Below are 21570 nucleotides of genomic sequence, written 5' to 3'. Positions count from 1 at the left end.
GGGTGAGCAGCTGATGATCGCGCCACGCATCATGGTGGTGGAGGATGAGGAGCCGCTGGGTGTGCTGCTCCGCTACAATCTGGAGTCCGAGGGTTACCAGGTCGAGGTGGTGACGCGCGGCGACGAGGCTGAGATCCGGCTGCAAGAGAACGTCCCCGACCTTCTGGTGCTGGACTGGATGGTGCCGGCGGTCTCAGGAATCGAACTCTGCCGCCGGCTGAGAATGCGCCCCGAGACCGAGCGGCTGCCGATCATCATGCTGACCGCGCGTGGCGAGGAGAGCGACCGCGTGCGCGGCCTTTCCACAGGCGCCGACGATTATCTGGTCAAGCCGTTCTCGACACCGGAGTTCATGGCCAGGGTCAAGGCGCTGCTGCGCCGCGCCAAACCGGAAGTGCTGTCCAGCGTGCTCAAGGTCGGCGATATCGTGCTCGATCGTGAGTCGCACCGGGTCTATCGCAAGAAAAGCGAGATCCGGCTCGGACCGACCGAATTCCGCCTGCTCGAATTCATGATGCGCCATCCTGGCCGCGTCTTCTCGCGCAGCCAGCTGCTCGACAATGTCTGGGGCGAGACGATCTATATCGACGAGCGCACGGTGGACGTGCATGTCGGCCGGTTGCGCAAGGCGGTCAACAACGGCCGCATGCCCGACGTCATCCGCACGATCCGTGGGGCGGGATACGCGATCAGGGAAGACTGAACTCCCCTGGTTGGACTCATGCCACGTTCTTGCGGACGAGGCCGGATTTCGCCTGCGCGCCCGGCGCGAAAATCTCCTGGTCGACGAAGGTCAGCGCGCGCATGGCGCAGCCTTCGCGGATCAGCGGCAGTTCGTTCGGCTCGGTGTCGAAGGAAATCGACTCCGAATGCTGGCCGCCAGCGGTCTGGGCGATGGCCTCACGCAATGCCGGCTCGATCAGATCGAACGCGGCGGCGCTGACGCCGACCATGGCGACGGGCGCGGGATCGATCAGAGCGAACAGGCTGCCGAGCCCGTAACCCAGTGCCTCGCCGGCCTTGCGATAGGCTTCACGCTCGGGCCCGTCGCTGTCGCGGGCCGCGGCTGCCAGCGCGCGCATGTCCGCGTCGCTGACATCGGCAACCGGCTTGGTGTCCTCGCCAAGCTGCCTTGCGTTGCGCCAGATGGCGTAGTTGCCGGCATAGGCCTCGACGCAGCCGCGTCGCCCACAGCGGCAGAGCGCGCCCCTCGGCTGGTGGATCATGTGACCGAACTCGCCGCCCGAGGAATGGGTGCCGGTGAACAGCTGACCCTTCAGCACCAGGCCCATGCCGATGCCGTGCGAGAGCAGGATGGCGATGAAGTCGTCACGGTAGCGCTGCGGATCGCGCCAGCGCAACGCCACCGCCATCATGTTGCAGTCGTTCTCCATGGTGGCGGGGATGCCGAACTCGTCCTCGAGGATGTCGGCGAAGGCGATGTCGGTGTGCGGCGTGATCGGCGACCACAGCATGGCGCGAGCACGGGTGTCGGTAATGCCCTGGATCGCCAGCGCAATGCGGGCGACGCTGCGAACATCGAGATCGGGGTCTTCGAGACGGCGACGCACGATGGCGACGCATTCACCGATCAGCGCGTCGCGCGACATCGTCAGCGTGTCCAGCCGGCGCTGTTCCTCTGATATCACCTGGCCGGCATAGTCGATGACGGCGACGGACAGGAAGTTCAGCGACAGCACCACGGTCATCACCGCCGCGGCTTCCGGATTGAGGCTGAGGCCGACCTGTGGCCGGCCGCGTTTCAGCGAACCGGCCTCGCTCGGCTTGCTTTCGGCCAGGATGCCTTCGCCGATCAGGTCGGAGGAAATCGCCGATATGGTCGAGTGGCTGAGGCCCGTGGTCGCGGCGATCTCGGTGCGCGACGGCTGTCCGGCCCGGCGCACGGCGGCAATCACCATTGCCCGGTTGCGCCGGCGCAAATCGTCGTGGCGGATTCCGACCGACATGCTTTCTCACATCCTCCCGGTCGCCGCAGCCTTTCGTGCCCTCCGAAGGCCGTCGGCGAAGCCTGAAGCGCGTCGCGCCCCGGGCCGTCATTTCCGCGTGTCGTTGTCCCGAAACCGCTGCCCACCTTTGGGCGACACGCGCCTGCCAAATACTGGCAGAAGCGAATTATCCTGTCATTATTTATTCCGGGGCTCGAAAAAAATTCAGAGAGACATCAAAATCCATCAGAATCGATGTTGACAGCGTTCCGGTGTTGGATCAGTGTTTTTTCGAGGCTCGAAAAAAAGAGCCTTGTGTGCCGGCCTTCGGGTCAGTTTGGTCGCGCCATACGCGGCGCAGGGAGGATAACATGAAGAGATTCACAGCCGCCATCCTGGCGGGTGTCGCCATGTCGCTGACGCTCGCGTCGGTCGCGCAGGCGAAGGACAAGGTCATCGGCGTTTCGTGGTCCAACTTCCAGGAAGAGCGCTGGAAGACGGACGAGGCCGCCATGAAGGCGGCGATCGCGGCCGCCGGCGACAAGTACATCTCCGCCGACGCGCAGTCCAATCCCGGCAAGCAGCTTACCGATGTCGAGAGCCTGATCTCGCAGGGCGCCAACTCGCTGATCATCCTGGCGCAGGATGCCTCGGCCATCGGCCCGGCGGTGCAGAAGGCACTGGACGAAGGCATTCCGGTCGTCGGCTATGACCGTCTGATCGAGAACAAGGATGTCTTCTACCTGACCTTCGACAACAAGGAAGTTGGCCGCATGCAGGCCCGCGAAGTGTTCAAGGTCAAGCCGGAAGGCAACTATGTCTTCATCAAGGGCTCCGGTGCCGATCCGAACGCCGACTTCCTGTTCTCGGGCTCGATGGAAGTGCTCAAGGAAGCCATAGACAGCGGCAAGATCAAGAATGTCGGCGAGGCTTATACGGACGGCTGGCTGCCCGCCAACGCCCAGAAGAACATGGAACAGTTCCTCACCGCCAACGACAACAAGGTCGATGCCGTGGTCGCGGCCAATGACGGCACCGCCGGCGGCGTCGTCGCGGCGCTGACGGCGCAGGGTCTGGCCGGCACCGTGCCGGTGTCAGGCCAGGATGGCGACCATGCCGCGCTGAACCGCATCGCGCTCGGCACCCAGACCGTGTCGGTCTGGAAGGACGCGCGCGAGCTCGGCAAGAATGCCGCCGAGATCGCATCGCAACTGGCCGACGGCAAGAAGATGACCGACATCGCCGGTGTGAAGGATTTCACGACGCCGGGCGGCAACACCGTCAAGTCGCTGTTCCTGACCCCGGTTGCCATCACCAAGGACAATCTCAACGTCGTCATCGACGCCGGCTGGATCAAGAAGGATGAGGTCTGCGCGGGCGTTGCTGCCGGCACCGTCGCTGCCTGCAACTAAGCCGGGCCAGTTCCTGCTCGATATCAACGCCGCGGCCCAAAGCCGCGGCGTTTTCTCAAAAAGATTTGTGTTTCCGCATCGTGCGGATAGCTTCTAGGCTGGTCACGGCATCCGCGTCAGACGGCCAGCCGGTGGGAGGAAATCATGACCGACACGACGTCCAACCCGCAGGCCGACATCGCGCGTGCGTCGGAGCTCGGCGTGGTCGCCCGGTTCCTCAAGGCAACCGAGATCGACACCCGCATGCTCGGCATGATCGGCGCCCTGCTGCTGATCTGGACCGGGCTGCATGTCATTTCCAGTCTGCGCCTCGGCGTCAATCCGCTCGATTTCGACAGCCGTACCTTTCTCACGCCGCGCAATCTGTGGAACCTGTCGGTGCAGACATCGGCGGTCGCCATCATGGCCTGCGGCATGGTGCTGGTCATCGTCATGCGCAACATCGACCTGTCGGTCGGCTCCGCGGAGGGTCTGATCGGCATGGTGATGGGCTTTGCGCAGGTGCATTTCCTAGTGCGGTTTGTCGGGCTCGAACTCGGCAATCCCTGGATATGGGTCCTGGCGCTGGTCATCGGCCTGGCGCTCGGCCTGCTGATCGGGGCCTTCCAGGGCTTCATAATCGCCTATCTCGAAGTGCCGGCCTTCATCGTCACGCTGGGCGGCCTGCTGGTCTGGCGCGGTGCCGCCTGGTGGGTCACCAGCGGCCAGACGGTGGCGCCGCTTGACGCCACCTTCCAGCTGATGGGCGGCGGTCCGGCGGGATCGATCGGCGCGACCTGGAGCTGGGTCGTCGGTATCGTCGCGTGCCTTGCCGTGGTGTTTGCGCTGTTCAACGGGCGAGTGCAGCGCAAGCGGTTTCGTTTTCCGCTGCGTCCGATCTGGGCCGAAACACTGCTTGGCGTGGTCACCTGCGCCGTCATCATGGGCGCCGTGTGGCTCGCAAATTCCTATCCCTGGCCGATCGGCATCGTGAACAGATACGCGGCCGCCAACAACATCACCGTTCCCGAAGGCGGCCTGTTCATCGCCCATGGCATCGCCATACCGGTGCTGATGGCGATCGCCGTCGGCCTGATCATGACCTTCATCACCAACCGCACCCGTTTCGGCCGCTATGTCTTTGCCATCGGCGGCAATCCGGAGGCCGCCAACCTCGCCGGCATCAACACGCGCTGGATCACCATGAAGGTGTTCATGATCATGGGGGTGCTGGCGACGGTTGCCGCGGCGATCTCCTCGGCGCGACAGAATTCATCGACCAACGTGCTCGGCACGCTCGACGAACTGCTGGTCATCGCCGCCGCCGTCATCGGCGGCACGTCGCTTGCCGGCGGTTCGGGAACGATCATCGGCGCCATGCTCGGCGCGCTGCTGATGCAGTCGCTGCAGTCCGGCATGGTGTTGCTTGGCGTCGACTCGCCGTTGCAGAGCATCGTCGTCGGCGCCGTGCTGGTCATCGCCGTCTGGCTCGACACCGTCTATCGCAAACGCGTCTAGGGAGGAGAAGCGACCATGGACAAGACCGCTCCCACCGGTGCGCCGCTGATCGATATGCGCAACATCTCGATCGCCTTTGGTGGCATTCGCGCCGTCGACGACGCCTCGATCGATCTTTTCCCCGGCGAGGTCGTGGCGTTGCTCGGCCACAACGGCGCCGGCAAGTCGACATTGATCAAGATCCTGTCCGGCGCCTACAAGCGCGACTCAGGGCATATCTTCGTCAACGGCGAGGAGGCATCGATCTCCAACCCGCGCGACGCCAAGAGATACGGCATCGAGACGATCTACCAGACGCTGGCGCTGGCCGACAATGTCGACGCCGCCGCCAATCTGTTCCTTGGCCGCGAGCTGATGACCGCCTGGGGCACGCTCGACGACGTTGCCATGGAAGCCGAGGCGCGCAAGGTGATGGGCCGGCTCAATCCCCGCTTCCAGCGCTTCAAGGAGCCGGTCATCAAGCTGTCGGGCGGACAGCGGCAGTCGGTGGCGATCGCGCGCGCGATCCTGTTCAATGCGCGCATCCTGATCATGGATGAGCCGACGGCGGCACTTGGTCCGCAGGAAACCGCCCAGGTCGGCGAACTGGTCAAGCAGCTCAAGTCCGACGGCATCGGCATCTTCCTGATCAGTCACGACATCCACGATGTGTTCGACCTTGCCGACCGGGTCTGTGTCATGAAGAACGGCCAGGTTGTCGGCACCGCCCGCACCACCGACGTGACCCAGGACGAGGTACTTGGCATGATCATTCTGGGCAAATGCCCTCCCGGCGCCATTCCCGGACCGGGCGCCTTGAAGATCGCCGCCTAGAGCTGGAGCCGGTTCCGTCCCGATAGAATCGGGATGGGCTCTGTCCCGGTTTGAGCTGGTTGCCACTCACCTGATGTGCCAGCCGTCAGGATGGCTTGGCCTTGCCATTGTGTTGGCACGGCGACTTGCCCATAAAGGTCCGATATTGCTCAGGGACCGCGTCATCCGTTGAAGAAGCTTTTCCCAATCGTCGCGTTCATCACCGTTGCGCTGATCAGCATGACGATGGCGGGGTTTGCCTATTTCGCGACGCAGGAGGCCGCCCGCATCAAGTTCGAAGCGGCGGCCGACGACGCACTCAACCGGATTGAGAGCCGCATCGACCTGCACCTGTCGCTGCTGCGGTCGACGCAGGCCCTGTTCGACGCCCGCAATGGCGACATCTCGCAGAACGAGTTCAAGGCATTCTTCAACGCGCTGGATGTCGACAACAATTTCGCCGGTTTGCGTGGCATCGGCTTTCTCAGACTGGCCAAGGCGGGCGACGAGGCGGCGATCGAACGCGACATCCTGCACGACCATGGCGGCAGCCATCCGGTCTATCCGGACACGACACAGCCCTGGCGCGCGCCCATCGTGCTTTTCGAGCCGCTGGATCCGTCCAACCAGACCAGTATCGGCTACGACATGTTCACCGAACCGGTGCGGCGCGAAGCGATCGAAAAGGCAATGTCCGATGATCAGCAGCACGCGAGCGGGCTGGTGCAACTGGGCCAGGGCACGGGCGCCGCGCAGACCTTCACCGGCTTTCTCGTCTTCGTGCGGCTCAATGTCGAAACCGCACCCGATGTCATCAATGCGTCGAGATCCTCCACGGCCGGCTTTCTCTATGCGGCGTTTCGGGCTCGGGACCTGTTCCAGATCGCGCTCAGCCGCTCGCCGCTGCTGCCGGTCAATACCGAAATCTATGACGGTGCGGCGGATGGCGATAATCTCTTGTTCCGTTCGGAGACGCCGCCGGCTTCATCCTTCGGCGACAGGCTTCTGGTCACCCGCAAGATCATGGTGGCCGGACGGCCGTGGACCGTCCTGTTCCGGCCGACAAGCGCCTTCTCGCAGCCGTCGTCGCGTGCCATTCCGGTGATGCTGGGACTGTTCGGCCTGCTGCTGGCGAGCGCCATCGCGCTTGTGGCGCGCTATCAGGAGCGGGCCTATGAGGCGGCCTCGCGCCTGCACGAAACGACCGAAAAGAGCCTGATCGAAAAAGACCTGATGCTGCAGGAGATGAAGCATCGCATCAAGAATTCGATCACTCGGGTGCTGGCGATCGCGCGCCAGACGGCCTCGCGGGCCACCGACGTCAACGAGTTCTCATCATCCTTCTCGGCCAGGCTGCAGGCGATGGCGGCGTCCCAGGACATGCTGACGCGCTCGCGCTGGCAGAAGGCCGATCTCGGCGATCTCCTGCGCATCGAACTTGGTCAGGTGTTCGGCAAGGAGCTGCCCGAAGGGATGCTGTCGGGGCCGGAGGTGCTGCTCGACGAAACCACGACGCAGGCGCTCGGCCTCACGTTCCACGAACTTGCGACGAATGCGCTGAAATATGGCGAAGCCGGCAATTCGGTTGGGGCGCTCAAGGTCGACTGGTCACTCGAAGGGCGCGGAAGCGAGAGGACACTTGTTCTCAACTGGCGGGAAACCGGGCAGAAGAAACTCGAAGCGCCGGCCAATACCGGCTTCGGCACCAAGCTGATCGACCTCAATGTCACGCGTGAGTTGCGCGGCACGATCAAGCGCGATTTTCAAGCCAATGGACTGAACGTGGAAATAAGAATTCCGCTAACGAGTTGAAAAACCTGTTAGCCGGCATCGACGACCATAGCGTCCGGCCGTCAAAACCCGGAGATGGCAAGGCCGATCCCCGGGTCGACGTTTCGATTATCGCTGAACTAGTTGCAGCGGGCCGTGTAGATCCGGCCGCGATGATCACGATACTGGCAATAGCCGTTCTGCAGCCTGCGAACCAGCAGGCCGGACCCGGCACCGACAGCCGCACCAATCAGCGCGCCCTTGCCGCCGCCGACCAGGCCGCCGATACCGGCGCCTATCAAGGTGCCGCCAGCCACATCCTGCTCGGTGCTTGTGCAGCCGCTGACGGCAACCACCGCAACCATGGCAATAATCATCTTCCGCATAGAGTCACTCCTCACTTTGTGTCCTCACTTTAGCAAGCGCCAGCCGCCATTTAGCACGAAATATCGGCTTTTGCTGCTGGAATTTATTGTTGGTGAAGATAGTCTTTTTCTGGGCGCGCTGCGTTCGATGCCATCACGAGGTTGGAAATTGCCAGGGAAGCGTCGAGCGTGCCATCCGGACGCACGTTCCAGACGATCCGATCGTAGTCGTCTTCCAGCGCCGGATCGACGGCAAGGCATTTGGCAATGATGTGCTCAGCCTGCCCTTGCACGTCGCCCATGGCGAACGGCCGCTCGGCAACGCATTGGTCGGCTGTTGCGAAAACGCTTACAGGCACCGGCAATTCATGGCAGTCGGCCATCGCGTTCGAGCAACCGATGACCAGCAACAATGCAGCGATGTGTTCCATGGCGACACGTCCTCTCGCCATAGTAACGGTCCATGGTCGCCAAAGTTCCTGTACTGTCGGGCAGTCCAGCGAATTAGGAATTAAGAGCCGCGCCGGGCCGCCGGGCGCCGGCGCCACGACAGGGTGGCGGATCGGGCTTCAGTAGGCCAGCGGGAGGAGGACGACCGCGACGATCACCGCGGCCAGACCCAAGGCGACAAGTCGCAGCGAGACGGGAGCAGCAGGAGCCAGCGGCGGCGCGGATGCCTCGGAGTCCTGAAACTCGCCCATCGATACACGAGCGGCCTGCTCCAGTCTGTTCATGTCGGCAACCGTCAAGACATTCCTCCCACACCGTGCTGCAAGTCCTGCCGCGGAAATGTTCGGCGATGCTGCAGGTTCCAGCGGTCCCTGGGAAAAACAGCATCCGCTTTCATGGTGAACAGCCGGTTAAGGATCTGGCGGGCGCGGGCGCTCATTCCGTCTCGAAATTGCCGTGTGGAACGACAAGGCGGTATTCGAGGCGGCCGGGCGCTATCTCAAGGGTCGCCGTTCCGTTCAGGGACGCGGGCACGACACGCTCGAGCGCGACGCTGCCGAAGCGCTTCTGGTTGCGCTCGGTGTCGTTGGCTCCTATCGCTTCGGCCCATGTCAACGCCAGCGCGGTGCCGTCGGGCGCGGCCGTCAGATCGGCCGTCACTTCGACGAATCCGTCTGCCCGCGACAGGGCGCCATAACTGACCGAATTGACGGCGAGCTCATGCATGGCAAGGCCGATATGGAGAGCGGCGTTGGGATTGAGATAGGGATTTGCCCCGCGGAAGCGCAGGCCGTGCGACGGATCCACTCCGTTCCGGCCGACCTGGCCCGACACCAGTTCGTGAAGTGCCGCGCCTCGCCAGTTGGAGGAGGTTACCAGATCCTGGGACGAGGCCAGCGATTGCAGCCGGCCGCGAAAGCGTGTCAGGAAATCAGTGATGCCATCGGAGTAGCGCCCGGTCTGGGTGGCTATGCTCTGAATGATCGCCAACAGGTTCTTCGAACGATGGCTGACTTCGCGCAGCAGCGTCGTCAGGGTCTGCTCACGGCGCTTCTGCTCGGTTGTTTCGACCATGGTGGTGACGACCCCTTGCACCGAGCCGCCATCGCCATGGTCGGCGTCGACCCACACCTGAAACCAGCGAAAGCCGTCTTCGGCGGGAACGCTGATTTCGAGGCGTTGTGGGTTGCCGGATGCGATGACATCGCGCTTGGCCGCGCCGATGCGGTCGGCCTGGGCCGCCGGCAGGACGCCGCTGCCGTCGGTGGTGTCGGAAACCCAGGGTGCGCGCATGTTGCGCGCCCATACCGTTTTCATCTCGCGATCCTGATAGAGAACGGAAATGCCGGCATTGTGCAACGCGTGGAGCAGAGCCCGGCCAAGCTGCATGCCAGTCTCGGCGGGATGCAGGGCGATGACTTCATTGCCCTGCGCGTCGTCTTTCATGTCTCCGGTCTTGGAATGCATCGGTCAACCTGTCCACCCAGTTCAGGCTGAACGGCTCACGGTCAAATGGGTTCCCAAAAGAGGTTTCTCGACAGCCAGCCCGCAAAAAGCGGTCCGCCGGACGGTGTCCTTTGCAGGATACCGCCCGGCGGTGGCTGGAAACCGTTTGAGGGGTGCGGCTTCCAGTGTTCGGTCGTTACGACGCCCGTTTGACCAGGCCGGCGACAAGCGAGATGACCAGGAAGGCCAGAAAGATGAAGAACAGTATCTGGGCTATGCCGGCCGACGTGCCGGCTATGCCGCCGAAACCAAGCGCGCCGGCGATGATCGCCACGACGAGAAATACGAGCGCCCAGTAGAGCATGATCCATCTCCTTCGAATGGTGCGATGAAAACGTGGGTGGAAGCGGTTTGTTCCACCATTTGCCGAAAAAGACGACCCCCGCCGGGCCGTGGAGCCGAGATAAAGATCATGCGCGGGTCGCACGACCACGCCGCCGCCCGTTGCTTGCCTCGGCTTGCGTGGTTCGCTCTACGGGTTGTTCGGCAAACGGGGGCGTTGCCGCGGGCAACGCCCCTTGCGCTATGCGGCGGGCGCTATGCGGCGGCTTTAGCCTGGCGATCGAAGAAAAGCGCCTGGCTGATCAGCGCCTTGACCATATCGGGATTGAACGGCTTAGTGACCAGAAAGGCCGGTTCGGGGCGTTCACCGGTCAAGAGACGTTCGGGAAACGCGGTGATGAAGATGACCGGCACCGATGTCGACGACAGGATTTCGTTCACAGCCTCGATGCCCGAACTGCCGTCGGCGAGCTGGATGTCGGCCAGCACCATCTTCGGCCGCATCTTGCCGAACATCGTCACCGCCTCGGAATGGGTGCGCGCCGTTCCGACGACGCGATGGCCGAGGCTCTCGACCATCTCTTCTATGTCCATGGCGATCAGCGGTTCATCCTCGATGATCAGCACGTCGGTTGCCACCTGACGGGAAATCTCGTTGCTTGCCTGGGCAAGCAGCTCTGAAAACTCCTGGTCGCCGACATCGAGGATCTCGGCTGCCTCGTCCTCCGTGAAACCCTCGACGGCAACGAGCAGGAAGGCCTGGCGGGGACGCGGCGCAAGCGCATTCAGATTGGCCGCGGCGCGCTGTTCCCATGCCGATTGCGCCTGCTCCTGCGGAACGCGGATGGCCACCGATGTGAAGAGCTTGGCAAAAACCTTGTATAGCGCGATGCGGTCGTTCGATGCCTCGGGAAAGATATCGACATCGGCGATGATGGCTTCGAGCATCGCGGCGACCAGCGCGTCACCACTCTCCTGGGATCCGGAAACAGCCCGCGAGAAGCGGCGCAGGAACGGCAGGTGTGGTGCGATGGTGGCGGATAAGCTCATGGTAAGACGTCTCCCTCAGAATGACGTGGTTGCATAGATTGCAGGTCAAGCTGATTGCAAGCCCCGATCAAAGAACGCGGGTTGCGCGAGAAAGTTCCGGCCTTGCATGGAACTAATGCGCCGGGACGGCGTTTTGAGTTCGGGATGGGCGACCAGACGATGATGCCGCTGGCGTTTTGTTGAGTGATTATGTGAGCGGCTTGGGTGCTGGGAATACAAGGGCGAAATGAAGGATATGACGAAAGATATTCTGGCTGGCGTCGCGGGTAGACGCCGGGATGGTTCCGGTGACCCGCTTGGGCCGAATTCCGAAATCGGACGTAAACTCAAACAATATTACGACGAGCTGGTCTCCGACGATGTGCCGGATCGCTTCGCCCAGTTGCTTAGCCAGCTGGAACAGGCCGAACCCGCACAGAAGAAGGACTGAGGCATGGCAGCGGTCTCCCAGGGCTTCAAGACCGATCTGCTTGGGGCAATCCCGAGCTTGCGCGCCTTTGCCGTCTCGCTGGCGCAGAATGCCGACAAGGCCGACGACCTGGTCCAGGAAACGCTGGTCAAGGCCTGGGACAAGCATGAGAGCTTCCAGCCCGGCACCAATATCAAGGCATGGCTTTTCACCATCCTGCGCAATGAATTCTATTCGCAAATGCGCAAGCGCGGACGCGAGGTGCAGGACAGCGACGGCATCATGACGGCCAGGCTTGCCGTTCATCCGGCCCAGCACGGTCAGCTCGACCTGAAGGATTTTCGCGGCGCCCTCGAACAATTGCCGGAGGACCAGCGCGAAGCCATCATCCTCATCGGAGCGTCGGGCTTCTCCTACGAGGAGGCGGCCGAAATCTGCGGTTGCGCGGTCGGGACGATCAAGAGCCGTGTCAGCCGGGCCCGCACGCGATTGCAGGAGATCCTGAAGATCTCCGGGGAGGACGAGTATGGTCCGGATGCGATTTCGGCCCAGGTAACGGGATCGCCGGCACACTGACCCGGGAGGCGGGATCGGGTTTCAATCAGCCGAACCGAGCCCGCAGGCAGTCGCGACCGCTTGCACGAGGTCTTCACCCGAATAGGGTTTGCCGACCAGCCTGATGCCCGGAAAGGATGCCTTGATTTCATCGGCATCCGAATAACCCGAAGCAAACACGAACGGGACGCCCGCCGCGCGCAGGCTCGAGGCGAAATCGAGTGTCGAGGCGCCGCCCAGCATGAGGTCGACAATGGCCGCGTCGAATTGCGTGGCGACTTGCCGGTCATCGATCTCGGCCAGATCGCGGGCGATCACCACCTCGCCCGCGCCATGGTCGCGGCAAAGCTGCTCGACATCCATGGCAATGAGAAACTCATCCTCCAGGACCAGAATCCGCAGTCCGTCAAGCAAAAGGGGCACAGGCAAGGACTCCTTGAAACACACGGAGTCATGATCGTTATTTGACGAGCTGTCATTTAAAAAAGACATGTTGTCGAGAGCGGAACCTCGATCCTTGCGACGCGTTTGAAATCCAGCCCTTCTCTCTTCCAAGGAGCGGGCTTTCGAAGAGGGGTCGAAATGTCGAGCCAGAACGGTCGCGCTGTCTCCAGCCGCCAGTATCCGTGCGAGAACTGCCCGTTGCGGCCATTGCCGGTTTTCCGCGAGTTCGAAAAACAGGAACTGGCCTTCATCAGCACATTCAAAAAGGGCGAACTCTCCGTCGACAAGGGCGCCACGGTGCTGGTGGAGGGCAGCCATAGCGCCCATCTCTACACCGTGCTGTCCGGCTGGGCGTTCCGCTACAAGTTGTTGCGGGACGGTCGCCGCCAGATCCTCAACTACCTCATGCCCGGCGATCTGATAGGCCTGCAAGGCAGTGTGATGGGCGAGATGCAGCATTCCGTCGAAGCCCTGTCGCCAATGCTGCTTTGCGTTTTCGAACGCGAGCATCTCCACGAGCTCTACCGCAATCACCCCGGGCTGGCCTACGACATCACCTGGATCGCATCGCGCGAAGAGCGAATGCTGGACGAGAATCTGCTCAGCATCGGCCGCCGCAGCGCGATCGAGCGCGCCGCCTATCTCATCGCCTTCATAGGCAGCCGGGCCAAGGTCGTGGGACTGAACGGCAAGCAATCCATTCAGCTACCCGTCACCCAGCAACACATTGCCGATACGCTCGGCCTGTCGCTGGTCCACACCAACAAGACGATCCGCAAGCTGATGGATCGCAAGCTGGTCGTCTGGCGTGACGGCGGTTGCGAGGTCATCGACAATGAGGGACTCAAGAGGCTCGCCGGCTGGGATGGGCTGGGCGAGGCGCGCCGGCCGCTGATCTGACGAAGCGCCTTTTTTGCCAATTTACCAAGGGGCGAGCGCATCAGGTGCGCGCGCCCGCGTTTTCGGGTAGTTTGTCCCGGTCTCGGAACCTTGAGACGTGCGGTGCGTTTGAAATCAAGCAATCACAAGGAGTTAAGCAATGGCAGCTACCGCAGGGAAGACCGCAGGCGAAGGCCGGGCGAGTGCGGATCTCGAAGCCGATATCAGGCAGTTGAAGGCCGATATCGACAAGCTCACCAAGCAGTTGGCCAAGACCAGCGAGCACGGCTATGGCACTGCCCGCCGCGCGGCCACCGAAGGGGTCGAGCAATTGCGTGCCCAGGGCGAAGCCGCCTTTGACAGCCTGCGCAGCAACGCCAAGGACATCGAGGCACAGATGATGGCAAGCGTGCGCGAAAAGCCGGTAACGTCACTGGCAATCGCCGCCGGCGTCGGCTTCCTCTTCGCGCTTCTTGCGCGTCGCTAGTGCCGCCGATGGGACTGCTGGTATCCCTGATCTCGGGTTTCGCCTCGGGTGAAACCGCAGCCGCCATGCGCCGCGCGCGCACGGCGGCCGTCATCTATGTGCTGGCCACGCTGGCGGCGCTCTGCGGTCTCGGCTTTCTGGTCGGCGCGGCCTATATCTGGGCGGCGGCCCGCTACGGATCGCTGGCGGCAGCACTTGGCTTCGGCGCCGGCTTTCTGGTCATCGCCGGGCTGATCCTGTTGATCCATCGGTTGATGTCTGGCGCCAGCGCCCGCCGCGAGGCGAGACGACGCAACGCCGACATGAAGATGATCGGCATCACAGCCGCGCTCGCCGTGCTGCCGACGCTGCTCAAGGGAAAAGCCGGTCTCGGCCTCATTCTGGGACCGGCGGCGGCGCTCGTGGCCTACGCCATCTACCGCGAAAACGTGAAACCCGATGATCCGGATGAAGGCGAACGGAGATAAAGCCGTCAGGTCTTTCGCTGGCCGCGATATCTTCCGAAAACCGGTTTCCACTTTTCGGGATGAAGGTCTGTCATTTCGACAGATCTTCCAACGGCATGGATATTTCGGCAAACACGCCTTCCGGCCGGAACTCGTGCGTCACCTCGCTCGAGATGACCTTGGCAAGGCTGCGGCGGATGAGGATCGAGCCGAAGCCGTGTCGCTCGGGTGGGGCGACCTCGGGGCCGCCGCTTTCGCGCCACGTCAGCACAAGGCGCCTGTCACCCTTCCTGCCTTGCGTCTTCCAGTCCAGGTCAACCTTGCCGGACGCCACCGACAGGGAGCCATATTGCAGCGCATTGCTGGCCAGTTCATGCAGGATCAGGCCAAGTCCGACGGCCTGGTCGGGCGATAGCAACAGGTCGGCGCCGGAGATCGTCATGCGGGGCTGCTCGGCGGTGTCGAAAGGCTTCACCTCGATCTGGACCAGTTCGCGGATGCCGATGCCGCGCCACTCGCGGTCGGACAGGAGATTGTGGGCGATGCCGAGGGCCTGAAGCCGGGCGCCGAAGGCCTCGAGGAATTCGCTCGGTTGGCGGGCATGGCGCACGGTCTGCGTCGCCAGCGCCTGGACGGTCGCCAGCGTGTTCTTGACGCGGTGGTTGAGCTCACGCAGCAGCAGCCGTTGCCGCTCGTCGCCAAGCCTGCGCTCGGTGATGTCATAGTTGACGCCGAAGATCAGCGTCGGTTTGCCGTCGCCGTCGCGCTCGATGACACGGCCGCGCGTGGCGAGCCACCGCGGTGGATGAAAGCCCTTCACCCGGTATTCGCCGAAATAGTCGTCGCTGCCGGTCAAGGCATCGCGAAAGCGGGTTTCGGTCTGGTAGACGTCGCGGGGGTCGATGGCGGTGAGGATGTCGCGCGCCCGCAGCCGGTTCGAGCGCGGCAGGTTGAAAAGCTCCGACAGCAAGGTGTCACATTCGATGACGTCGCCGCGGATGTCCCATGCCCAGCTGGCCAGCGACGCCGCATCGAGCGCGATGGCTCGCCGTTTCTCCTCGCGCGCCAGCGCCGCCTCGGCGATGGCGCCGCTGCGGGTCGCATCCTTCAAGGTGAACAGGCTGCCAGCGAGGCCGGCGAGCGCCTTCAACTGGTCCAACTTCGCGCGGGATGGAAAGGCATGCGGCTTGCGGTCGAGCACGCACAGCGTGCCGATCCGGACGCCAGCCACGATCATCGGCGCGCCCGCGTAGAAGCGGACATGATGCTTGCCGGTGACCAGCGGGTTGGCCTTGAAACGTGGATCGATCGTTGCATCCGCCACCACCATCGGCTCGTCGCCAGCGGCGATGGCATGGGCGCAGAAGGAGATGTCGGTCGCGGTTTCAGTCTCGTCCAGGCCGATGCAGGACTTGAACCATTGCCGCTTGATGTCGACGAGCGTGACCAAGGCGATAGGTGCCCGCATCACCGCGGCGGCAAGGCTGCCTATGCGGTCGAAATCCGGGTCGGCCGCCGTGTCCAGCATCCGCAGTCCGTGCAACACGGCCAGCCGGTCCTCGTCCTTTACCGCGCGCGCAATTTCGTCCGGCAAACCCGGCACTGTTTCCGTCCTGCTATTCACCCCAGTCCCCAATGCCCCGTCTGGGTCTTCGCCGCAGCCTCGCCGGCCGCCAGCCCCGCGCCGGCCCGGAACCATCGTAGCGAGGAACCGTTACCCGACCATGCTGTTTTGCCGGACGCGCCGGCTGGCGCGAAACGATCCGAGGGCCAACCATGATCAAGATTATTCCTGAGGACAAAGCCCGCCAGGGAGGTTGGGGCCGACACGGCCTGCGCGTCCTGATCGCAGCATTGCTGCTGGCCTTCGTTGCGTGGGGCGGTGCCGAGATTTATGGCGAGTTGATCAAGAAGGACACGACCCAGCAGGGCAATGCTCCCAGCGACTAGGGTGTCGGCTGCGATGGGTTCGGATCGCATCAGGCAGCCTTTGCCTCGGCAATGCTGGCCGGCACCAGGACATTCAATGCGCTAGGCTGGATCTCGATCGTCGTCTCACGGTCCAGCCTGACCAGTTCACCGTCCATGACGGCGCGGAATTTTCTGATGCCCGAATGGATCTTCAGGACTGTTCGGTCAGCCTGATGGATTTCGACATGCTCGTTGTCGCGCCATTTGCCGCGCGCCACGTTGAACAGGAATTTGACCAGTTCGGCGCGCTGCCGCGCCACCGTGACATAGATGCCAAGCACGCCACCCGCCGGGTTGTCGGCGTAAGGCAAGTGACCTTCGCCGAACAGATTGTTGGTGACGCCGATGCCGGTTATGCGGGCCGTCATCTCGGCTTCGCCGATGCGGAGCGTCACGTTCATCGCCGGCGGGTTGTTGATCGTCGCCCAGGCTGCCTTGGCCGAAGCGCTGATCTTGCCCAGGCGCGAACCGAATTCCATCCCCTGGCGCAGTTGCACCATCCTGGCATGCATGCCGATCGAGAACTGGTGGACGAAGGGCTGGCCGTTGGCCGTGGCCATGTCAACCGCGATGATTTCGCCGTCGGCAAAAGATTTCAGCGCGGCATCGAGGGATTGCGGAATGCCCAGGCCGCGCGCGAACAGGTTCATGGTGCCGGCCGGCAATATGGCAAGCGCCTTCTTCTTGCCCATCAGCCGGGCGGCTGCCGCAGAAATGGTTCCGTCTCCGCCACCGGCGAGCACGACATCGACGGAGCGGCGCGAAGCAGCATTGTCGAGCGCTTCGACCACGTTCTCGCCGGTAACAATATCAATGGCGAGAGAGTGGCCTGCCGTCTCCAGGGTCTGGTGCATCCTGTCGGAGAAAGCGGCAAGGTCGGTGGTGCGCAAGGTGCCGCCGTCCCGGTTCAGCACCGCTGCAAATTTCATGCCCCACTCCGCTTTTGTCAGCCCAATTCGGGCCGGGACACGCCCAGCCGCGGGCTGAAACGCGGCGAAGGAGGAAAAGTTCCGAGGAGCACGCGCAATTCGGCGGCGTGTATTTTGACCGGCGTGCAACCGGCGCGCGTTCCCGTGACGAAACCGGCAGCGTTTTTTGTCGGAACAACAGCATGGTCACGACGTTGTGAACCCGTACAAGATGCCGCGTCCGATCTCCCCAGCGACAGTTCAACCGGGCGCGGCGTGCACGAAATCACGCACGAGGAGAGACTATCATGACCCGCAATCTCTTAGCCACGACAGCACTCATAGCGCTGGTCGCGACCGGGGCCCATGCGCAGAGTGCGACAACCCCGGCGCCCGCGCAGACCCCTGCCGTTCAGGAGCCGGCCGCCGCACCAGTACCGCGCGCCGAAGGCAGCATCGTCACCAACATCATCGGCGAGTCCGTCTACAACGGCACCGGCGATGACGCAGAGAACATCGGCAAGGTCAGCGACGTCGTCTTCGACAAGGATGGGATGGCGAAATCCGTCGTCATCGGCGTCGGCGGCTTTCTGGGTGTGGGAGCGAAGAATGTCGCTTTCGACTATGACAAGTTGCAGTGGGCCGAGAAGAACGGTGACCGCTGGCTGGTCGCCCAGACGACCAAGGATGAGTTGACGGCGCAGCCCGAATTCGACAGCAAGCCATATGGCCCGGCGCCTGCGCCAGCGGCGTCGACCGACGCAACGGCTCCGGCGGCGCCAGCGACAACGGACACCGCACAGAAGCCCGTCGACATGAATGCCGCCACGGCCGAGCCCGTGAAGCGTGCGGATGGCAATCTGGCCACCAACATCATCGGCGAAACCGTCTACAACGGCGCAGGCGATGACGCGCAGAATATCGGCAGCGTCAACGACATCGTGCTGACGAAGGAAGGCAAGGCGCAATCGCTGGTCATAGGGGTCGGCGGCTTCCTTGGCCTCGGCGCCAAGAACGTCGCCTATGATTTTGGCAAAGCTCAATGGGCCGAGAAGAAAGGCGACCGTTGGCTGGTGGCACAGACCACCAAGGAAGAATTGCAGGCGCAGCCGGACTTCAACCGCAAGGCCTATGATCCGGTGCCGACAACGACGGCGTCCAATGAGCCGGCAGCAACCGCACCGGCCGCTGTACCCGCCGACAAGACGGCTGAGGCTCCGGCGACCCCTGATGCCTCGGCTCCCGACCAGACGCGGACGGCGGCGATCGACAAGTCGACCTTGACCGAGATGCCTGTTGGTGAGATTCGCGGCGATGACCTGAAGGGCACGACTGTCTATGGCGCCAATGATGCCAAGGTCGGCGAGATCGGTGATGTCGTACTGACGCCCGACAAGAAGACCGATGCGGTGATCGTCGATGTCGGTGGCTTCCTCGGTATCGGCGAGAAGGAGGTCGCGGTCGGCATCGATAACCTCAAATTCATGACCGACAAGGACGGCAACAAGTACCTCTATACGACCTTCACCAAGGAACAACTGGAGGCTCAGGCCGCCTACGACAAGGGCAGCTATGCGCAGCAGCGCGACCAGCAGCGCTTGATCGTGCGGTAACTGATTTCAGCCGATGAAAAAGCCCACGCCGGCAAAGGCGTGGGCTTTTTCACATGAGGGGATGCGACAGGCCGGCAACAGAGCCGGCAACCCCATGTTCGGTCAGTTCGGCGAGCGCCAGCGACTGGTCGAGATGTTCGGCCCGCCAGGCAAGCAGCCGCTCGGCAAATTCCAGCCGCACGGCGAGATGCGCGGGGTCGGCGGCGAGATTGTTCAGTTCACCTGCGTCTCTTTCCAGATCGAACAGCAGCGGCGGAAGGCCGCCGCCGAAATGCACATACTTGAACTTTTCGGTGCGGACGACGGCGAGATTGCACTGGCGCGATGCGATGCCGAAGTGCCGCTCGGCCTCGCCTTCGGCGACCGAGCGGAAATCGAACTCCCAGTGCGCGGCGTCGCGCCAGCCTTCCGGTTTCTCGCCATCGATGAACGGCCTCAGCGAGTGTCCGTCGAGGTGCGGCGCGGGTTCCTCGCCGAGCAGGTCGAGCAATGTCGGCACTATATCCACCGCTTCGGTGAAGCGATCGATGCTGGCGCCGCCGGCATTGCCCTGGCGCGGGTCGCGGACGATCAGCGGAATGTGGTAGCTGCCGTCGAAATAACCGCCCTTGCCGAGCATGAAATGGTCGCCCATCATCTCGGCATGGTCGGAGGTCAGCACGATGATGGTGTCGTCCCACGCGCCTGCGGCCTTGACCGCCTGCCAGATGCAGCCGAGCTGCGCGTCCATTTCGGAGATCATGCCGTAATAGATCGCGCGGATGCGGCGAAAGTCGTCGTCGCTCCAATCGTGCACCTTGCCCGCGACACCAGGCCGGAATTTCGTCCGCTTCTGCAGGCTGAGGTCATAGGCGAGATAGGGATGGCTCTCCGCCTCTGCCTGCCAACTTGCCGCACGCCGGAAGGCGGGACCGCCGGCTGGATCATAGAGGGTGTTGTATGGCTCCGGCACGATGAAGGGCGGGTGCGGGCTGATGAAGGAAAGATGGGCGAACCATGGCGCATCCCGCTCCTGCTCGCCGAGCCAGCGCGAGAATTCGCCGGTCAGGAAGGCAGCCGGCGTCTCGTCCCTGGAGTAGACTGGCGGTGCATTGCTGACGCTGGCGTCGGCCTTGCCGGCGTCGTCCACAGGGCGATGGATGTCGGGCGATCCGGCGCTGGCATCGATGCCCCGCTGCTTCAGCCAGGACAGCCACTGCTTCTGATGCTCGGGCAGCAACTGGCGCACCGTGAATCCAGGCAGCACGCCTTCATAGCTTTGCAGCCGTGGGTCGCCCGGCGCCAGCAGGCGCGGATCGAGCGACACATCGGTGTAGCCGAACAGGGTCGGATCATAGCCGAGGCTCCGGGCATGCAGCGCGATGTTGCCGTGGCGGGCATCGAGCGGCGTGCCGTTGCGGCAGACGCGATTGTTCATCTGGTAGAGGCCGGTGTAGAGGCAGGCGCGGGCCGGCGAGCAGGGCGCCGCGCCACCATAGTGCCGCTTGAACAGCACACCCTCCGCGGCCAGCGCGTCGGCATTCGGCGTCTTCACAACCGGATGGCCTGCAACCGACAGGCAATCGCCGCGCCATTGGTCGCATGTGATCAGGAGAACATTCGGGCGTCTGCCTTTTCCAGTCACTCGCGATACCCTTATCCCTTGCATGGTCGAACGCCGCTCATGGAACCGAATTCCGGCGTCGGCGCAAGCCTGGACCTGTTATTCGATTGGTGAACAAAATCATGTTTACTGTTCACTTTCCAAGCACAGTCCATTCTGTGTTTGCCGCCTTTGCCGCAAGCTGTCGTGTTCTCATATTGACGTGGACAGCGGCGAGGGCCGCATAAGCACCAAGGGAAGGAGCAAGACAATGCTCGACCAGATCAAGGGCCTGCATCACGTGACCTCGATGGCCAGGGATGCGCGCCAGAACAACGAGTTCTTCACCAGAAAACTCGGCCAGCGCCGGGTCAAGAAGACAGTCAATTTCGACGCGCCCGACGTCTACCACCTCTACTATGGCGACGAGGCCGGCACGCCGGGTTCTGTGATGACGTATTTTCCGTTTCCGAACATCGGCAAGGGCCGTCATGGCGTCGGCGAAGTCGGCACCACGGTCTACTCCGTGCCCGAAGGCACGCTCGCCTATTGGGAAAAGCGTTTCGCCGATGAAGGCGTCACCGGCCTGTCGCGCGGAGAGACGTTCGGCGAGAAGCGTCTGGCCTTTGCCGGTCCCGATGGCGATGGCTTCGCGCTGGTCGAGGGCAAGGCCGATGCCAGGGTGCCGTGGACAAAGGGCGGCATTCCCGCCGACGAGGCGATCCGCGGCTTTCATTCCGTTTCGCTCCGGCTGAAGGACGGCGGCGCCACGGAAGAGCTGCTGAAGTTCATGGGCTACGAGGAGGTCGACAAGTCAGGCAATGTCAGGCGGCTGTCGGTGAAGAACGGCAACGGCGCTGATGTCGTCGACATCGAATCGCTGCCGACCGCGGCCTTCGCCGATCTCGGCGCCGGCTCCGTCCACCATGTCGCCTTCGCCGTCGAGAACCGCGCCAAGCAGCTCGAAGTGCGCAAGGCGTTGATTGACACCGGCTATGGGGTGACGCCGGTGATCGATCGCGATTATTTCTGGGCGATCTATTTCCGCACGCCGGGCGGCGTGCTGTTCGAGGTCGCCACCAACGAGCCGGGTTTCGACCGCGATGAGGATACCACTCATCTCGGCGAGGCGCTGAAACTGCCGACACAGCATCAGCATCTGCGGCCTTACCTCGAACAGCATCTGCAGAAGCTGGAAGGCTGAAG

24 protein-coding genes are annotated in these 21570 nt (G+C 63.1%); 13 read left to right on the top strand and 11 right to left on the bottom strand.

The features are described from left to right. The first annotated feature begins 13 nt into the window (after positions 1-13). Entirely contained in the window at positions 14-703 is a 690-nt protein-coding gene (gene phoB, locus OOJ09_RS24570) for a phosphate regulon transcriptional regulator PhoB (protein ID WP_010911896.1), read from the top strand. A 16-nt stretch (positions 704-719) separates the two neighbouring features. On the opposite strand, the gene OOJ09_RS24565 is transcribed toward phoB, so the two are convergent. Next, positions 720-1967, bottom strand: coding sequence for an ROK family protein (locus OOJ09_RS24565; RefSeq protein ID WP_269907681.1), 1248 nt, complete (start codon positions 1965-1967; stop codon positions 720-722). Positions 1968-2317: 350 nt separating this feature from the next. Between OOJ09_RS24565 and xylF the strand changes: the two genes are divergently transcribed. The 4 genes from xylF (at position 2318) to OOJ09_RS24545 (ending at position 7459) form a co-directional block, all read left to right on the top strand. Beyond that, a complete protein-coding gene (gene xylF, locus OOJ09_RS24560) occupies positions 2318-3358 on the top strand; it encodes a D-xylose ABC transporter substrate-binding protein (protein ID WP_269907680.1) in 1041 nt (346 codons plus the stop codon). Between the two features lie 144 nt (positions 3359-3502). Continuing rightward, positions 3503-4855 (top strand): sugar ABC transporter permease, encoded by a 1353-nt coding sequence (locus OOJ09_RS24555; RefSeq protein WP_269907679.1) that lies wholly within the window; start codon positions 3503-3505, stop codon positions 4853-4855. Positions 4856-4870: 15 nt separating this feature from the next. Then, positions 4871-5668, top strand: coding sequence for an ATP-binding cassette domain-containing protein (locus OOJ09_RS24550; protein WP_269907678.1), 798 nt, complete (start codon positions 4871-4873; stop codon positions 5666-5668). 168 nt (positions 5669-5836) lie between these two features. Next, positions 5837-7459, top strand: a complete 1623-nt coding sequence (locus OOJ09_RS24545; protein ID WP_269907677.1) for a CHASE domain-containing protein — start codon at positions 5837-5839, stop codon at positions 7457-7459. A 98-nt stretch (positions 7460-7557) separates the two neighbouring features. Here the strand turns inward: OOJ09_RS24545 and OOJ09_RS24540 are convergent, their stop codons facing one another. The 6 genes from OOJ09_RS24540 to OOJ09_RS24515 all read right to left on the bottom strand — a co-directional run bounded on the left by OOJ09_RS24540 (position 7558) and on the right by OOJ09_RS24515 (position 11070). Next, positions 7558-7803: a YMGG-like glycine zipper-containing protein gene (locus tag OOJ09_RS24540; RefSeq protein WP_256752614.1), complete on the bottom strand. Its 246-nt coding sequence runs from the start codon at positions 7801-7803 to the stop codon at positions 7558-7560. 83 nt (positions 7804-7886) lie between these two features. Next, positions 7887-8213, bottom strand: coding sequence for a hypothetical protein (locus tag OOJ09_RS24535; protein WP_269907676.1), 327 nt, complete (start codon positions 8211-8213; stop codon positions 7887-7889). Positions 8214-8351: 138 nt separating this feature from the next. Then, entirely contained in the window at positions 8352-8531 is a 180-nt protein-coding gene (locus OOJ09_RS24530) for a hypothetical protein (RefSeq protein WP_269907675.1), read from the bottom strand. A gap of 136 nt (positions 8532-8667) precedes the next feature. Continuing rightward, the gene (locus tag OOJ09_RS24525; RefSeq protein ID WP_269907674.1) at positions 8668-9699 is read right to left on the bottom strand and encodes a sensor histidine kinase; all 1032 of its coding nucleotides are present in this window, start codon (positions 9697-9699) and stop codon (positions 8668-8670) included. A 175-nt stretch (positions 9700-9874) separates the two neighbouring features. Next, positions 9875-10042, bottom strand: coding sequence for a DUF1328 domain-containing protein (locus OOJ09_RS24520; RefSeq protein WP_269907673.1), 168 nt, complete (start codon positions 10040-10042; stop codon positions 9875-9877). A 233-nt stretch (positions 10043-10275) separates the two neighbouring features. After that, on the bottom strand, positions 10276-11070 hold the full coding sequence (locus OOJ09_RS24515) for a response regulator (RefSeq protein ID WP_269907672.1): 795 nt from the start codon (positions 11068-11070) through the stop codon (positions 10276-10278). A 226-nt stretch (positions 11071-11296) separates the two neighbouring features. Here OOJ09_RS24515 and OOJ09_RS24510 point away from each other — a divergent pair, with 226 nt between their 5' ends. Both OOJ09_RS24510 and OOJ09_RS24505 read left to right on the top strand, forming a co-directional pair. After that, positions 11297-11500, top strand: coding sequence for a NepR family anti-sigma factor (locus OOJ09_RS24510; RefSeq protein WP_091578589.1), 204 nt, complete (start codon positions 11297-11299; stop codon positions 11498-11500). A 3-nt stretch (positions 11501-11503) separates the two neighbouring features. After that, a complete protein-coding gene (locus tag OOJ09_RS24505; RefSeq protein ID WP_091578588.1) occupies positions 11504-12055 on the top strand; it encodes a sigma-70 family RNA polymerase sigma factor in 552 nt (183 codons plus the stop codon). Positions 12056-12076: 21 nt separating this feature from the next. Here the strand turns inward: OOJ09_RS24505 and OOJ09_RS24500 are convergent, their stop codons facing one another. Then, a complete protein-coding gene (locus OOJ09_RS24500; RefSeq protein WP_269907671.1) occupies positions 12077-12457 on the bottom strand; it encodes a response regulator in 381 nt (126 codons plus the stop codon). A gap of 159 nt (positions 12458-12616) precedes the next feature. Here OOJ09_RS24500 and OOJ09_RS24495 point away from each other — a divergent pair, with 159 nt between their 5' ends. The 3 genes from OOJ09_RS24495 to OOJ09_RS24485 all read left to right on the top strand — a co-directional run bounded on the left by OOJ09_RS24495 (position 12617) and on the right by OOJ09_RS24485 (position 14311). Further along, positions 12617-13378: a Crp/Fnr family transcriptional regulator gene (locus tag OOJ09_RS24495; protein WP_269907670.1), complete on the top strand. Its 762-nt coding sequence runs from the start codon at positions 12617-12619 to the stop codon at positions 13376-13378. A gap of 139 nt (positions 13379-13517) precedes the next feature. Further along, a complete protein-coding gene (locus tag OOJ09_RS24490; RefSeq protein ID WP_269907669.1) occupies positions 13518-13844 on the top strand; it encodes a DUF883 family protein in 327 nt (108 codons plus the stop codon). Between the two features lie 8 nt (positions 13845-13852). Next, positions 13853-14311, top strand: coding sequence for a hypothetical protein (locus OOJ09_RS24485; RefSeq protein WP_269907668.1), 459 nt, complete (start codon positions 13853-13855; stop codon positions 14309-14311). 70 nt (positions 14312-14381) lie between these two features. On the opposite strand, the gene OOJ09_RS24480 is transcribed toward OOJ09_RS24485, so the two are convergent. Further along, positions 14382-15893 (bottom strand): sensor histidine kinase, encoded by a 1512-nt coding sequence (locus OOJ09_RS24480; protein ID WP_420107541.1) that lies wholly within the window; start codon positions 15891-15893, stop codon positions 14382-14384. Between the two features lie 173 nt (positions 15894-16066). Between OOJ09_RS24480 and OOJ09_RS24475 the strand changes: the two genes are divergently transcribed. Then, on the top strand, positions 16067-16240 hold the full coding sequence (locus OOJ09_RS24475) for a hypothetical protein (RefSeq protein WP_269907666.1): 174 nt from the start codon (positions 16067-16069) through the stop codon (positions 16238-16240). 29 nt (positions 16241-16269) lie between these two features. Here the strand turns inward: OOJ09_RS24475 and OOJ09_RS24470 are convergent, their stop codons facing one another. Then, complete coding sequence (locus OOJ09_RS24470; RefSeq protein ID WP_269907665.1) at positions 16270-17190, bottom strand: diacylglycerol/lipid kinase family protein; 921 nt, start codon at positions 17188-17190, stop codon at positions 16270-16272. A 287-nt stretch (positions 17191-17477) separates the two neighbouring features. Between OOJ09_RS24470 and OOJ09_RS24465 the strand changes: the two genes are divergently transcribed. Next, positions 17478-18782 carry a PRC-barrel domain-containing protein gene (locus OOJ09_RS24465; protein WP_269907664.1) on the top strand — a complete coding sequence of 435 codons (1305 nt, stop codon included), beginning with the start codon at positions 17478-17480 and terminating at the stop codon, positions 18780-18782. 49 nt (positions 18783-18831) lie between these two features. Here OOJ09_RS24465 and OOJ09_RS24460 read toward each other — a convergent pair whose 3' ends face one another. Then, positions 18832-20406, bottom strand: coding sequence for an alkaline phosphatase family protein (locus OOJ09_RS24460; protein WP_269907663.1), 1575 nt, complete (start codon positions 20404-20406; stop codon positions 18832-18834). A 229-nt stretch (positions 20407-20635) separates the two neighbouring features. On the opposite strand from OOJ09_RS24460, the gene OOJ09_RS24455 reads away from it, so the two are divergent. Then, positions 20636-21568 carry a VOC family protein gene (locus tag OOJ09_RS24455; RefSeq protein WP_269907662.1) on the top strand — a complete coding sequence of 311 codons (933 nt, stop codon included), beginning with the start codon at positions 20636-20638 and terminating at the stop codon, positions 21566-21568. Positions 21569-21570: the final 2 nt, after the last annotated feature.

It is taken from the genome of Mesorhizobium qingshengii (assembly GCF_027563465.1).
GTDB lineage: Bacteria > Pseudomonadota > Alphaproteobacteria > Rhizobiales > Rhizobiaceae > Mesorhizobium > Mesorhizobium qingshengii_A.
The sequence above is the reverse complement of the archived record's forward strand: the minus strand, read 5'-3'. Positions and strand labels throughout refer to the sequence as shown.